Annotated in this window: 12 protein-coding genes; all 12 read right to left on the bottom strand. The window is 73.6% G+C overall.

Going from position 1 to position 14,714, the window contains the following annotated elements; translation table 11 throughout:
• Positions 1-5 precede the first annotated feature (5 nt).
• Positions 6-1,304, bottom strand: a complete 1,299-nt coding sequence (locus ACFO60_RS19830) for an FAD-binding protein (protein ID WP_380842032.1) — start codon at positions 1,302-1,304, stop codon at positions 6-8.
• Positions 1,301-2,890: an alpha-amylase family glycosyl hydrolase gene (locus ACFO60_RS19825; protein ID WP_380842029.1), complete on the bottom strand. Its 1,590-nt coding sequence runs from the start codon at positions 2,888-2,890 to the stop codon at positions 1,301-1,303. Before ACFO60_RS19825 ends, ACFO60_RS19830 begins: the two co-directional genes overlap by 4 nt.
• An 11-nt stretch (positions 2,891-2,901) precedes the next feature.
• Complete coding sequence (locus tag ACFO60_RS19820; RefSeq protein WP_380842027.1) at positions 2,902-3,876, bottom strand: aldo/keto reductase; 975 nt, start codon at positions 3,874-3,876, stop codon at positions 2,902-2,904.
• Positions 3,876-5,288 carry a glycosyltransferase gene (locus ACFO60_RS19815; RefSeq protein ID WP_380842025.1) on the bottom strand — a complete coding sequence of 471 codons (1,413 nt, stop codon included), beginning with the start codon at positions 5,286-5,288 and terminating at the stop codon, positions 3,876-3,878. Before ACFO60_RS19815 ends, ACFO60_RS19820 begins: the two co-directional genes overlap by 1 nt.
• A complete protein-coding gene (locus tag ACFO60_RS19810) occupies positions 5,281-8,835 on the bottom strand; it encodes a DUF4915 domain-containing protein (RefSeq protein ID WP_380842023.1) in 3,555 nt (1,184 codons plus the stop codon). The genes ACFO60_RS19815 and ACFO60_RS19810 overlap by 8 nt, the downstream gene beginning before the upstream one ends.
• Positions 8,825-10,735, bottom strand: a complete 1,911-nt coding sequence (locus ACFO60_RS19805) for a class II aldolase/adducin family protein (RefSeq protein WP_380842020.1) — start codon at positions 10,733-10,735, stop codon at positions 8,825-8,827. Before ACFO60_RS19805 ends, ACFO60_RS19810 begins: the two co-directional genes overlap by 11 nt.
• A 28-nt stretch (positions 10,736-10,763) precedes the next feature.
• Positions 10,764-11,474, bottom strand: a complete 711-nt coding sequence (locus ACFO60_RS19800; protein ID WP_380842018.1) for an HAD family hydrolase — start codon at positions 11,472-11,474, stop codon at positions 10,764-10,766.
• 1 nt (position 11,475) lies between these two features.
• Positions 11,476-12,126: a transaldolase family protein gene (locus tag ACFO60_RS19795; protein WP_380842016.1), complete on the bottom strand. Its 651-nt coding sequence runs from the start codon at positions 12,124-12,126 to the stop codon at positions 11,476-11,478.
• A gap of 120 nt (positions 12,127-12,246) precedes the next feature.
• Positions 12,247-12,909, bottom strand: coding sequence for a response regulator (locus tag ACFO60_RS19790; protein WP_380842013.1), 663 nt, complete (start codon positions 12,907-12,909; stop codon positions 12,247-12,249).
• Positions 12,906-13,577 (bottom strand): sensor histidine kinase, encoded by a 672-nt coding sequence (locus ACFO60_RS19785; RefSeq protein WP_380842011.1) that lies wholly within the window; start codon positions 13,575-13,577, stop codon positions 12,906-12,908. Before ACFO60_RS19785 ends, ACFO60_RS19790 begins: the two co-directional genes overlap by 4 nt.
• 39 nt (positions 13,578-13,616) lie before the next feature.
• Positions 13,617-14,282 (bottom strand): TetR/AcrR family transcriptional regulator, encoded by a 666-nt coding sequence (locus ACFO60_RS19780; protein ID WP_380842009.1) that lies wholly within the window; start codon positions 14,280-14,282, stop codon positions 13,617-13,619.
• 50 nt (positions 14,283-14,332) lie between these two features.
• Positions 14,333-14,714, bottom strand: a 382-nt coding sequence (locus tag ACFO60_RS19775) for an acyl carrier protein (RefSeq protein ID WP_380842007.1), incomplete at its 5' end; no start/stop codon positions are given.

The following is a 14,714-nucleotide window of genomic DNA, read 5'->3' as shown; positions in this document are numbered from 1 at the left end:
TCTCCTCACTGCTTCAGGTAGCGGTCCAGGAACGGGTTGCCGAACTTGCCGCCCGGGTCGTATTCGCGCACCAGGCCGGCGAAGTCCGGCAGGCGCGGGTAGCGCGACCGCAGCAGCGCGGGAGGCGTGGTGAAGACCTTGCCCCAGTGCGGCTTCGCCCGGAACGGCTCCAGCCGTTCTTCCACGAGCCCGACGACCGGGAGCACGGCCTCGGCGTCCGGGATCCAGGTGAAGTGGATGCTCACCGAATCCTCCTGGTAGAACGGGCTCATCCAGAGCTCGTCCGCGGCGACGGTGCGGACCTCGCATATCTGCAGCACCGGGTGGATGCCGGCGCGGACGCGGTCGAGCGCGTGCAGCGCCTTCACCGCTTCCCCGGCCGGCACCGTGTATTCCGAGTGCAGCTCGTCCCCGGCGCTGCTCGGCTCGAAGTCGGGCCGGAAGTGCGGCAGCCGTTCGAACCAGCGGCCGGGCACGCCGAGCTGCTCGGTGCAGCTCTCCGTGGGGAAGCCGGACACCGGGTGGCGGGGGCCGCTCGCGGGCACGGCGGTGAACCACGCTCGCCCGGCCACGGTGGCCGCGGGCTCGTCCAGGCGTTCGTTCACCCACACCTGGGTGAACCGCGGAGCCCGCCAGTCGGTGAACAGGCAGACGCTGTAGGCGCCGGCGACGAGCTCGGCGAAGTGCTCGTCCAGCGCTTCCAGCGGCAGCCCCTCGTAGACGCGTTGCCGCATCTCGAAGGACGGCACCAGGTCCAGGGTCAGGCGGGTGACGACGCCGAGCGCGCCGAGTCCCGCGGGCATGCCGGCGAAGTGGCCGCTGGTCCTGTCGACCGTGACCAGGTCGCCCTCCGCGGTGACCATCTCCAGCCCGGACACCGCGGTGGCCAGGCAGCCGTTGCGCACGCCGGACCCGTGGGTCGCCGTCGCGCACGCGCCGCCGACCGAGATGTGGGGCAGCGAGCCGAGGTTGGGCAGCGCGTACCCCTCCCGGTCGATGTGCCGGGCCAGCTCCGCGTACCGCATGCCCGCCGCCACCTGGACGGTCGCGGCGGCGGAGTCCACCTCCGCGACCGGTGGCAGGCCGGCCACGGACACCAGGATCCCGGGCGTGTCGGGGAGGTCGTTGAACGAGTGCCGGGTGCCGACAGCGCGTACGCGGGCGTTCCCGGCCACCAGGCGCTGGAGGCCGGCGACCGACGTGGGCCGTTCCATCCGCGCGCACCGGTAGGCGACGTTGCCCGCCCAGTTCCGCGGCGCCGCGCCGGCGCGGCCGAGGGGTCTCAGCGGCGCCGGGGCGGTCATGGGTGGTCCCCGATCCGGACGATGACGCCTTCGTCCGCCGCGAGGGTCAGCGGGCGCAGGTCCACCGGCGTGCCCGTGCGGCGGTCCGCGTCCGTGGACAGCTCCAGCCGGCCGTCCCCGGGCAGCCCCGGCAGTCCCGCCAGATCGACCGACGTGGCGCGCGAGGCGAAGTTCAGCGCGATGAGCAGGCGTTCTCCCGGGCACGAGCGCACGTAGGCGAAGACGTCCTCGCCGGTCTCCAGCGACCGCTGGTCGCCTCGCCGCAGCGCCGCCGAGGCGTGCCGCAGAGAGATCAGCCGCCGGTACAGGCCGAGCAGGGAGCCGGGGTCGGCCATCTGCCGTGCGACGTTGGCCTCGCGCCGGTCGTCGCCGGGGGGCAGCCAGGGCGTTCCCCGCGTGAAGCCGAGCCCCGTCTCGTCCCATTGCATGGGGACGCGCGTGCCGTCCCTTCCGTCGACGTCGAGCCGCTGCTCCACCGGCGGCGGGGCGTCGGCCATGCCGATCTCCTCGCCGTAGTAGACGCACGGGATGCCGCGCAGGGTGAGCATCATGGTCGCGGCCACTCTGGGCCGCGCGCCGCCGCCGTACCGGGTGACGGTGCGGGAGATGTCGTGCGTGGCCAGGGCGTAGGTGGGCAGCGCGCCCGGCCGGGCGAGACCGGCCAGCCGGTCGACGGTCTCGCGGAACGCCGCCGCCCGCCACGGCTGCTCCCAGAACGCGATGTGGAACGCCGTGTGCATGCCGTCCCCGCCGAAGTACTCGGCCAGGCGCCGGTCGTCGCTGATCGGCACCTCGCCGAGGGCGAACGTGCCGGGGTAGGCGTCCAGCGTCCGCCGCAGGTCGCGCAGCACGTCGAGCGTCTCGGGCAGGTCGAGGTGGCGCTGCCGGCCCAGTGGGTGGGTGACGTGCCGCCTGGCGTGCGCCAGCTCGGGGATGTTGTCGCGTAGCTCGGCGTCCTTCATCAGCCGGTGCGCCACGTCGACGCGGAAGCCGTCGACCCCGCGGTCCAGCCAGAAGTGCCACACCTTGCGCATCGCGGCGCGCACCTCGGGGTTGCGCCAGTTGAGGTCGGGCTGCCCGGGGGTGAAGCTGTGCAGGTAGCACTGGCCCGTCGCCTCGTCGTGCGACCACGCCGGGCCGCACCGCTCGAAGGCGCTGAGCCAGTTGTTGGGCGGGCCGCCTCCGGCGCCGGGAGAGGCCCAGATGTACCAGTCCCGCTTGGGGTTGGTCAGGCTGGACCGGGACTCCGCGAACCAGGGATGCTCCACCGAGGTGTGGTTCATGATCAGATCGACGATCACCCGGATGCCCCGGGCGTGCGCCTGGCGCAGCAGCTCGTCGAAGTCGTCGAGCGTGCCGAACGCCGGGTCCACCGCCACGAAGTCGCTGACGTCGTAGCCGAAGTCGGCGAGCGGCGAGGGGTAGAACGGGGACAGCCAGATGGCGTCGGCGCCGAGCGCGGCAAGGTAGTCCAGCCGGTCGGTGATCCCCGACAGGTCTCCGACGCCGTCGCCGTCGGAGTCGGCGAAGCTGCGCGGGTAGATCTGGTAAAGGACGGCTTCGCGCCACCACTCGTCTTGGTTCATGTCGGCCTCATCTAGACGTTGACTCCGGACATGTCGGGATAGCGGTCGCCGGCGGCGCACCCCGGCGGGGCCAGGTCGTCGAGGATCGCGAGCTCCGCGGGGCTCAGCTCCAGCAGGGTGGCCGCGACGTTCTCCTCCAGCCGGGCCAGGCTCTTGGTGCCGGGGATCGGGACGATGTCGAAGCCCTGGGCCAGCACCCACGCGAGCGACAGCCGCGTGAGGCTCACCCCGAGCGAGCCGGCGAGCAGGGCTATCCGCTCGACGACCCCGGCGTTGTGGCTGAGGGTGTCCGGCTGGAACCGGGGCAGCGTCCGGCGGAAGTCGTCGCCGGTCAGGTCGTCGGCGGCGGTGATCCGACCGGTGAGCAGCCCGCGGCCGAGCGGGGCGTAGGCGACGAACCCGATGCCGAGCGAGCGCAGCACCGGCAGCAGCTCCTCCTCCGGGTCCCTGCTGACCAGCGAGTATTCGGTCTGCACCGCGCACACCGGGTGCACGGCGTGCGCACGCCGCACGGTCCGCGGGGACGCCTCCGAGACCGCGAGGTGCCGCACCTTGCCCTCCGCGACCAGCTCGGCGAGCGCCCCCCAGGTCTCCTCGATGGGCACCGACGGGTCCACGCGGTGCTGGCAGTAGATGTCGATGACCTCGACGCCCAGCCGGCGCAGCGACCCCTCGCAGGAGCTGCGCACGTACTCGGGGCGCCCGTTGACGCCGATCACCCGCCCGTCCGGCCCCTTGACGTTGCCGAACTTCGTCGCGATGAGCACCTGGTCGCGCCGGCCGCGCACGGCCCGGCCGATCAGCTCCTCGTTGGTGTACGGGCCGTACATGTCGGCGGTGTCCAGGAGGTTCACCCCGAGGTCGATGGCGCGGTGGATGGTGCGGATCGACTCGGCGTCGTCCCAGGCGCCGTAGAACTGCGACATGCCCATGCAGCCCAGGCCGATGTCGGACACCAGCGGTCCTTCGCGTCCCAATCTGCGCATCAGGCCGCCCTCACCGCTGCGACGCTCTGGATCAGCTCGGCCCAGTCGAGCAGTTGCCGGTCCGGCAGGTACCGCTCGTGGACCCACTCGCGCGCCGCCGCGCCGAGCCGGCCGGCCAGCGCCTCGTCGGTGGACAGCCGCCGGATGCCCTCCGCGGCGCCGTCGAGGTCGGCCGAATCCGTGAGCAGCAGGCCGGTCCGGCCGTCCTGCACCTGGTCCCGCAGGCCGCCGACCGCGGCGGCGAGCAGCGGGCGCGACTTCCACATCGCCTCGGTGGCGGTGAGCCCGAACCCCTCGGCCAGGCTCTTCTGCACCACGACGGCCGCGTGGCGCTGCAGGGCGTTCACCACGACGGCGTTCTCCCGCAGGTCGTCCATGGGCAGGCAGACCAGCTGGCAGCGACGGCGGTGCTCGGGGGGCAGGTCCTGCCATGCCCGCCGGCACTGCTCGTACAGCTCCGCCGCCTCGGGGTCGTCGGCCACGCCGCCGACGTCGGCGCCGGCCAGGGTCAGGTGGCCGTCCACTCCGGAGGCGACGAACGCCCGCATGACGCCGCCCATGTCCTTGAGCCGGTCCCAGCGGGACACCTGGACGACCATCGGCGTGCCGGCCGGCGGCGGGGGGCCGTCGCGGAGCACCAGCGCGGGCCGTCGCACCTGGACGTCCGGGCCGATCGGCACCGGCACCGTCACCGGCGGCCGCCGACCTCCGTCGATGATGCCGGTGGCGCCGAGGACGGCCAGGACCTGCTCTCCGGTGAGCGCCATGTTCTTCGGCCCGCACGGGTCGATCGACGGGGCGATGATGCGCGGACGCGGCGCCCAGCCGGGGACGTGCGCGGGGGTGGAGAAGACCGTGGCGTCGGCGTGGGCGACGAAGGGGCCGACGAAGGCGCCGCCGTCCTCGGTGTGCGGGTTCGGCGTGTCGCTGCCGATGTGGCAGCGCCACACCACGCTCGCGCCGAGGTCGCGCGCCGCCTCGATGAGCCCGGCGGGCTGCGCGTCGTGCACGATGACGACGTCGCCCGGGCGGACGTGCGCCGTGAGCCGCGCGGCGTTGGCGTCGATCGCGCGCCGGTAGTGGCGCAGCTCCTCCGGGCCGAGCGGGCCGCCGTCGCCGGGAATGCCGTACAACCGTGACACGAGCCGCTTGGCGATGGCGTAGTACTCCGGGTCGCCGTCGACGACCAGCCACCGCACGTTCAGGCCGGCGGCCCGGGCGAGCGGTCCGAGGGTGTGCAGAAGCTCGGCGACGCCGCCGCCGGCCGCGGTGGAGTTGACGTTCCAGACGGTGCGCTCGCCGAGCAGCCGCCCGGTGCGCCCGATGCCGGCACGCAGCCGCGCGATCCTGTCCTCGCCGAGCACCTGCTCGTAGGGGGCCAGGGAGATACGGCGGAAGGGAACCTCACGCATCGCGCACACCCGCCTTCGCCTCCTGGCCCGGGCGCCGCGCGCCGGGCTCGTCCTGCTTGCCGGCCTGTTCGAGGCCCTGGTTGATCCAGATTCCGGTCCAGAACTCCGGGTCGGCGGGCAGCACCAGCTCGATCAGCGTGGGCCCGGGGTCGTCGATCATGGCGTCGAGCGTGCGGGCGAACATGTCCAGCCGCATCGCGCTGTGGTCGCGGTCGAGCCATCCGCTGAGATCCACGCGGCGGCTGTGCACGCCGAGGGCCGCGGCGAGCCGGACGTAGTCCATGCCCGCGGCGTTGTCGAGGTAGCGGTGGTGCCCGGCGTCCAGCCAGCCCGCCGGGCCCGACTGCTTGCGCAGGGAGACGCTGCCGCCGTTGTTGCACACCAGGAACGTGACCGGAGCCGACTCCTGCACGGCGGCGACCAGGCCCTGCATGCTGTTGGTGAATCCCTGGTCGCCCAGGCAGCACAGCACCTTCGCCGACGGCTCGCCCAGGGCGAGGCCGGTGGCCAGGGTGATCCCGCTGCCGACGAAGCCGCCATGGCCGCCGGCCACCCGCAGGCCGGGCGGGAACTCGTCGTACTCCTCGGCGAGCATGCCGCCGAACATCTGGCTGTCGTCCACCAGCACCACCTTGCGGTTCAGCCGGGCCGCGGCCTCGCCGATGCGGCGGGCGATCCCGGTGCGGATCGCGGCGGCCTCCTCAGGGACCTGCGGCGCGGGCGCCCGCTCGCCGGAGGCGATGGCGGAGTACCAGGGCGAAGGGTCTCCCGGGGCCGAGGCCGGAGCCGGGGCCGCGTCCGCCAGCTCGCGCAGCGCCGCCACCACGTCGCCGTGGACGAGAGCGTCTCCGGCGCGCAGGTAGCCGTTCTTCTCGACCGCCGCGGGCCTGGAGGTCAGCGCGATCTTCCGGCAGCCGGGCAGCGGGCCGATGACGCGCGGGTACATGTTCCGGTCCTCGACGGTGACCAGGAGGTCGGCTCCCTCCAGCACCGCCCGGTGCGCCGGATCGGCCGGGTCGTACCAGCCGAGGAACCCCGGCACGTCGTCCTTGGCGAGGCGCTCGAAGAACATGGGGCCGCGCCGGTACTTCACCTGGAGCACCGGGGCGCCGGTCCTCGCGCAGAACGCGGCGAGCGCCGGCCGGGCGCCGTCGTGGAGCAACGCGTAGTCGTCGATGAGGACCACCGGCCGGCGCGCCACACCCAGCAGGGACGCCGCGGCGGCCAGACCGTCGCGGTCGAGGGGCCACCCGGCGCCGTCGTCGCTCGCGCTCCCGGGCTCGCCGCCCGGCCGCCCGGCCGCCGCGCCGTGGCCGCTCGCGCCTCCTGCCGCGGCGCCGTGCCCGGCGGTGGGGCCGTTCTCGGACAGCGCGGCCAGCGGCACCCAGGCCGCCTCCGCCACATCCTGCGGCACCGCGACGAGGACGGGGCCGTAGGGCGGGCGCGCCGCGTCCAGCGCGGCCTCCCGCACGGCGGAGACCAGCGTCTCCACGGCGGCCCGCCGGCCCTCGGGATCCCCGGGCACCGCGCCCAGCTCGTGCCACGACTTGGCGAAGGCGCCCGACACCGGGACGAGCTCCGGCTCGGCGTGCGGCGGCAGGAACGGCTGGGACCCGGTGGACGGCAGTCCCACCACCGCCACCGTGCCGAGTTCGTTGCGGCGCAGGTCGGCCAGCGCTCCCAGCGCGTTCGTCAGCCCGCGCGCTCCGTGCAGGATGGCGGCCCCGTTCCCCGGGCGCAGCCGGCTCGCGCCGCCGGCCTGGAAGAGGGACTCCCGGTCGCCGCGCCCGTTCACCAGCAGGCCGAGCCGGGCCATCGCGTCGCACACGGCCAGCTCGGAGGTGCCGACGTAGGCGAAGGCGACGGTGACGCCCGCCCGGCGCAGGCCCAGCGCCACCGCTTCCGCCCCGGTCAGCAGCACTTCCCGCGCGTCTGGGACGGACTGGCTCACCACGTGCTCCAGCGAGGAGGCCGTGCAGCCGAGCGCGGTGGCGAGCGCGGCGACGAACGCCGGCCGGCCCGCGTCCTCGATCAGTCCGACCGTCAGCCCGTTGACCCCGCCGGAGGGGCGCGTCAGCAGGGCGCGCACCATGTCCTGCACGGTGCCGCCGGCCGTACGGGCGGCACGGACCTCCGCCGGATACAGGCCGAACCGCCGCAGCGCCTCGTGGGAGGCCCCGGCGGCGACCACGGTGACCGCGACGTCGGCGCCGCACGACTCGTCCAGTTCGTCGAACGGCACGCCGCCGTCCTGGACCAGCGTGACGCGTAATCGGTACTCGCCCAGCTCGGCCGGGACGCGTGCCCGCACGGGGACCCGGGCCACCGCCTCCGGCGGCAGCGACCGCGGCAGCGCGGCCTTGATCGGCTGGGTGGCGACCTCCTCGCCGTCCATGTCGTACCACCGGTGGAGCACCCGCACCGGGTACGGCGGGGCGGGGGTCAGCAGGCCCGCTCCGGTGTTGCGCACCTGGCAGTCCACGGTCAGCAGGCTCTCCGCCTCGACCTGCCCGGCCACCGGCTCGGCCACCGTGATGCGCACCCGCCGGTCGGCGTCGGGCAGCGGGTCGCCGACGGCCCACAGCCGGCTCGGGCGCCGGCCAAGGCGGTCGAACATCTGCCGCTGATCCTGCTCGTGCGTCCTTGTGTGGTTGGCGTCGAACCCCTGGCGGGCGCCGTCGGCGAGCGGCGAGGGCGCGAGGGTCAGCGCGTACACCTCGCGTGCGGGCAGCTCCACCAGCCCGACCAGGCTCCAGTCGGCACGGTCGACCACCGCCACGCCGGCGGTCTCCACCGAGCTGGCCATGTGCCGGTGCGGGCTCACTCCGACGAACAGGTAGCGGTCGGTCACCGCGAGGCCGCGCGGCCAGCCCGGCATGCCGAGCCGCCTGGTCTCACTGCGGGTGGCGTCGGAGATCTCCACCAGGTCGCCCGCCGCCGAGTCGCACACCAGCCAGACACCATCGCTGTACCAGGGGTTGTGCGGTGCGCGCAGTCCTTCCAGCACGGGTTCCCCGGTGTCCAGGTCGACCACCCGGCCCGTGGTGGGCTTGCCGCTCTCGTCCCAGCCGCGGCGGCGCAGGAACGGCCCGAACCCGCAGACCACGATGCGGTCGCCGGCCAGGGCGAGGCTGTTCAGGTGCCAGCTGTCCACCTCGCCGGGGGCCCGCCAGCGCCACACGATCTCGCCGTCCGGCGCCACGCACTGCACCTCGTTCTGCGTGGTCGCGACCACGAGCACCCTGCCGTCCACGACCAGGATGTCGTGTGGTGTGGAGACGTCGTCCAGGCGGTGGTAGCGCCGCACGCCGGTCTCGTCGTAGGCGACCAGCTCGGCCGGGCTGCCCTCGGCGCTCCACAGGCACCGGAACAGCATCCCGTCGGCCGTGGTCAGGCCGGTGCTCGACACCCGGTCGATCTCCTCGACGGAGCCGTTGATGGCGAAGAGGCCGCCGCCGATCGTGTGGTGCGCGTCGAAACAGGAGGCCAGCAGGTGCTGGCCGTCCGGTACCAGTCCGTCCAGGTTCGCGAGTTTCTCAACGGTCATCGAGAGTCACCTTCAAGTCGTGGTCGTCATGGTCTTCGTGACGGTGCGCCCGTACGCCGCGAGAGCGCAGGACCGTGCCCTTGAAGACGCCGTCCGTGCCTGCGAGACCGGCGTGGAAGGCCGCGGTCCGCGCGATCACCCGCGCGTCGGCCGTCGCGACGGCGTGGACGGAGACGCCCACGCCCGCGACGCCGGGCCCGTCCAGGCCGCCGGCCGCGGCCGTCTCCAGCGTGGCGACCTCCAGGCCCAGGCGGCCGGGGGTCCACCCGTCGTGGGCGAGGAGCGCCGAGGCGGGGGTGCCCTGGCGGGCGAGGAACGGGAGCGCGGCGCGGACCAGGCCGCCCGACCGGGTCAGGTCGACGACGGCGTCGAATCCGCCGTAGGCGAGGACGGCGTCCCGCGCGGCGCGGCCGGGTTCGGACGCCGGGGACGGCAGGGCCACGGCGCGTCTCTCGCCGTGCCTGCCGGCGACGGCGGCGGCCACGGCGGTGATCTCCGCCCGGTCCGCGGCCTCCTCGCCGGTCAGCGCGACGTGCGCGCCGGCCGCGGCGAGCCGGTCGGCCACCTCGCCCGTACGGGCGTCGCCGCGTCCGGCCAGCAGGAAGACCTTGCCGGCGAGCGGTCCGTCCGGCGGCCGCAGCTGGGGCTTCAGCCGCATCAGCGGCCAGTACTCGTCAGCGGCGCCCTGCGCCTCGGTCAGCGACCGGTAGCCGCCCGCCGCGTCGGCGGCGCGGACGACCGTCATCGTCTGGGCGACGTGGTCGGCGCACAGCCTGGCCTTGGCCGCGTCCGCTCCGCAGGTCACCACGCCGAGGCCGGGCAGCACGATCGCACGGGGGGCGTTGCCCCGCTTGCCGAGCGCGCGGGCCGCGGCGGGCACGTGTCGTTCGTAGTAGCCGTCGTACCAGGCGCGATGGCGTTCGATGGCCGACAGGACCGGGCCGGCGCCGGTGGGCGTCTCCTCAAGGACGAGCGGCCGGTATCCGACGGTGACCACGTGGTCGGGGCAGCTCGGCCCGTCCTGGGTCCACCGGGGGCCGCGTGCCGAGGAGGCGAACCGCACGGCCGCGTCGCTGCGGTCGGTGTGCAGGACGAGCCCGGGCGTCCCGGCCGACACCGCTCCGCGTATCGCGGGGAGGATGTCGGCGAGCAGGTCCGCCGCGACGTCCGGGGGCGGCGGGGTGACCGCCTGCCCGCCGAGGTCGGCGGCGCGGCGGATCGCCTTGTGCACCGCCCGGGTGGCGCGGTCGACCGCCTCCAGGGAGTTCTCGTAGCACTCCTTGCCGGTGTCCGCCCAGGTGAACAGGCCGTGATTGGCCAGCAGCACGAAGCGGCACCGGGGATTCGCGGCGATGCGGCCGGCCAGCTCCCTGGCGACGCCGACGTCGAACTGGCGGTAGTCGAACCAGATCGCCTCGTCGCCGAACTCGGCGTCGGCCGCCTCCCGCCCGCCGGGGAACGAGGTCAGCGCTATCACCGCGTCGGGATGGCAGTGGTCGACGTGGGCGGCGGGAATGAAGGCGTGGGTGAGGGTCTCGATGCCCGGGCGGCGTTGGTCGCCGCGCAGGCCGGAGTCGACCAGGTGGCCGATCATCTGGGTCTCGGTGAGCGGGCCTGAGTCGCGCAGCCGGAGCAGGTCGTCCAGGCGCAGGACGGGGAAGTCCTCCGGAGTGGTCGTCGCGCCGTCGCAGCCCCACGAGCTCATCCACAGCACGCGGGCGGGACGCCCGAGGTGGTCGGCGGCGACGCCCTTGGCGGAGAAGTTGCCCCCGCCCTCCTTGGTCAGCGCGGGATCGGATCCGACGAGGTGCGAGCGGTAGAGGACCTCGTCCCTGCCGGACAGCCCTTGGGCCGCCCGCGGGTCCCATCCGTAGATCGGTGGTGCGAAGAGCTGGTCCATTGACGTGGACCTTTCGACTCGTTGCCGATCAGTGGGCCGGGAGGTCTCGGCCTCCCGGTGCGGCCGCGAACGGGAGGCGTTCCCGTCCGGCGGCGCTCAGAGTGCGTTCGCGGGGGTCGAAGGCGATGTCGTCGAAGTCGCGCACGACGGTCAGCGCGCCGGCGCCGAGCACCTGGCCGGCGCGGCGCGGCGGGGCGAGCGCCACGCAGGCGGCCCCCGCGGTGACCGCGGAGGTGACACCGCTGACCGCGTCCTCGAAGACCAGGCACCGGTCGATGCCGACCCCCAGGCGTTCGGCGGCCAGCAGGTAGCAGGCGGGATGCGGCTTGCCGAGAGCGACGTCGTCCGCGCAGATCTGCGTGGCGAACGTCTCTGTCAGCTCCAGCTGGCCGAGGACGGCCGCCGCCTTCCAGTCCTGGGCGCCCGTCACCAGCGCGAGCGGGACGCCCGCGCCCGCCAGCGCGGCCACCAGCCGGTGGACGCCGGGAATCGCCGCGTACAACAGGCTTTCCTGGTTCTTCCTCAGCCGTTCGTATATCTCGCCGTACCGGCCGGGGGATATTCCGGGGAACAGCTCGCGGAGCGTGTGGTCGGCCCGATGGCCGTACACGTGCCGTTCCAGATCCTCCGTGCTGAGCGAGAAACCCTCGGACGCGGCGAGCCGCTGCCAGAAATCGGTGACGGAATGCTCGGTGTCGACGATGACACCGTCCATGTCGAACAACACCGCCTCGTACATCTCACGCTCCTTCACCGGCGCGTTCCGCGCGGTATTCGGCGGCGAAATCCCGTTCCGCTTCGAGCGCGGACGGATGGTCGAGCACCTGTCGCAGGACGGCCAGCGGCGCGGTGACCGCGTCGGCGCCGTCGGAGAAGGCCCTGGTGAACTGTCCGGCGTTCTTCACCGAGGCGGCGACGATGCGGGTGGTGCCCCGCCTGACCCGGGCGAGCGCCGCCACCAGCTCGTTCTCCGTGCGGGGGTCCCGCCAGGCCCGGTCGACGTAGGGGATGACCGCGACACAGCCGGTCGCCTCGGCCACGATCATCGCGTTCGGGGTCTGGGCGGCGGTCAGCGCGACCGGGACGCCGCGCGCGGCCAGGCGGCTCGCCAGCGCGACGCCGCCGGGGGTGGCCGGTGACTTCACGATGACGCGGCCGGGGGCGAGCGACCATGCCGCCTCGGCCTCTTCCCGCAGGTCGGCGTAGGCCCCGCAGGGCTGGTAGTAGAACTCGGTGAGCTCCTCGCCGGTGAGGAGCTCTTTGAGGTGCCGAAGCGGGTCGTCGGTCACCGTCCGCATGAGCGAGGGATTCGTGGTGACGCCTTTCACGAAACCCAGCTGTGCCGCCGCGTGAATGTCCCGTCGGTCGGCGGAGTCCACGTATACGGTCATTTCCCCCATCCGATGCAAGGTCGCCGTGCGTTGCATTTCTCAACGTAGGCGAATCCTTGTCCCGGATTCTTGGGAGTCAGGTCCCGTATATGTCCCTCGCCGCCGGTTCCCTCATGGGCGTCAGGCCGGATCGAGGCCCAGTCCGGCGTTTCTGGCGCGCATCGCCGCCGCGGTGCGGTCGGCGACGTCGAGTTTCATGAAGATGTGCGTGATGTGATTACGAATGGTCTTGTCCGCGAGCAGCAATTGCCGGGAGATGCTCCGGTTGTCCCAGCCGCGGGCCATCAGATCGAGGATCTCCCTTTCCCGCTCCGTGAGATCGGGGAAGGCCACGCGGTCAGGCACCTGCCGCATCGCCGAGAAGTACGCGCCCAGCCTCGAGGCCACGCGCGGGCTGAACACCGCGCAGCCGTTCGCGGCCAGGTCCACGCTGTGCAGCAGGTCCCGACGGGAGGTCGCCTTGTCGATGAAGCCCCTCGCGCCGGCGCGCAACGCGCCGACCACCACGTCGTCATCGTCTCCGGCCGCGGAGACCATGAGCACGTGGGGAGCGCCAGGCAGGGCGGTGATCAGGCGGGTGGCCTCGATGCCGGAGCAGCCGGCGAGCCGGACGTCCATCAGCACGACGTCCACGCCGGGGATGGCCGCGGGGACCGCCTCGATCGCGGCCTCGCCGCTGGAGGTCTCTCCGACGACCTTCATGGCCGGATCTGACTCGAGCGCCACGCGCAGCCCGTCGCGGAAGGTCGGATGGTCGTCGACCAGGAAGACGTGGACGGTCATGGCACCGGTCCCGGCAGCACGGTGCGCACCACGGTGCCCGGCCGGCCGTCGCCGCGGGGCAGGACGTCGCAGCGGCCGCCGACCTCCTCGGCGCGCCTGGCCATGGACGGCAGGCCATGCCCGCCGGGCCGGGCGCGGGGAGGGCCCACCCCGTCGTCGGTGACCTCCAGGACGACCTGGTCTCCCTCGCTGGCCAACCGCACGGTGGCCTGGCTCGCCGCGGCGTGCTTGACCGTGTTGGTGAGGCTCTCGGCGGCGATGCGGTAGGCGGCCGCCTCCAGGGACGGCGGCAGCCGCGGCGCGCGTTCGGGGACGTCGAGGGCGATCGCGAGGCCGCCGCCCTCGCCGAGACGGGCCGCCAGGTGGCGCAGGGCGCCGGTCAGCCCGGCATGCAGCAGGTCGGAGGGGCCGAGGTCGTCGATGATCCGGCGGACCTCGGTCGCGGTGCGGGCGATCTCCTGCGCCGCGGCGGCGACCAGGCGGCAGGCCTCGGGATCATGGGACAGCAGCGCGGCGGCCGTGTCGAGCCGCAGCCTGATGCCCGCCAAGGCAGGGCCCAGGGTGTCGTGCAGGTCGCAGGACAGCCGGCGCCGCTCTTCCTGACGGACCCGCAGAAGGTCGTCGGAAGGCTCGGCCGCCGGCTGGTCGATCAGCTCACTGAGGCTCATGGCGTTACCCCGGTCTCAGACTGTTCGTTGGATTCGAGTCTAAGTTTTACCGAAGAGCATGTCCAGACTAGAGTCCAGCGATTCCTGGGGCAGGGGCGACTCGGTGAGTATGCCGCCGAAGGCCAGGCGCACCGCGTCCGAGAGGGCGTCGGGCAGCGAGAACGGCGGCTCGTCCTTCGTGCCGACCCAGCGGTACAGCGTGCCGAGGTAGATGTCCCTGATCATGTAGCCGGCGGTGAGCGGGTGGACCTCGGGTCGCACCTCGCCGCGCGCTTTGCCCTCGGTGATGATCTCGGCGAAGATGTAGGCGCTGTAGGGCTCCTCCAGGACCGGGGCTCCCGTCCGCACCCAGGCCGTCAGCAGTTCGCGCATGAGAGGGCGGTCACGCTCGGTGATCTCGCCGAGCACGCGCATGCAGCGCAGCAGCTGGCCGGCCACGTCGCGCGTGCGGGTGCTCTCTTGGATCAAGATGGTGTCCAGCCGGCGGCGCCGCTCGTCGCCCCAGGCCCTGAGGAACTCGTCCTTGCGCTTGAAGTGGTTGAACACCGTGGCGCGCGCCACGTCGGCGAGCGCCGCGATGTCGTCGAAGGACGTCGCCGTGTACCCCTTCTCGGCGAACAGGTTGATCGCGGCGTCGTAGACGCGGCGGCGCATGAGCTCGCGATTGCGCTCGCGCCGCCCGGCGGTTCGGTTGAGAGGCGTCACGGCCTGTCCACCCCCAGTCGCAGTTGGGAGTACTTGGACTCGAGTCTACCTTATGTGGGCGTCCCGGGGGATAGCCGGGCGATGACGTCCCCGAGGGGCAGCCCGCCCAGCAGCAGGCGGGGTGAGATCTCCACCCCCGGGTCCTCGCGCAGCCGGCCGGAGAGCTTGGCGGCCATCAACGAGTCCAGGCCCATCGAGCACAGCGGCCTGCGCAGGTTGAGCCTGCCCACTGGCAGGCAGAGCTCCTGGGCGATCTGCTCGGCGACCCGCAGTCCCACCGGCCCGGCGAGTTCCGCCGCCAGGGCGGGCGCGGCGGCGGCCGGGGACGCGGGCGAGGCGGCGCCATCGGCGGCCGCCGCGACGCCGGTGACTGCGGCGTCCGCGGCGGTGACGGCGGCGTCCGCGGCGGGGCCGGCGGCGAACGGGGCGGCG

It is taken from the genome of Sphaerisporangium dianthi, from assembly GCF_042654065.1.
Taxonomy (GTDB): domain Bacteria; phylum Actinomycetota; class Actinomycetes; order Streptosporangiales; family Streptosporangiaceae; genus Sphaerisporangium; species Sphaerisporangium dianthi.
This window is presented reverse-complemented; position numbering and strand designations above follow the sequence as displayed.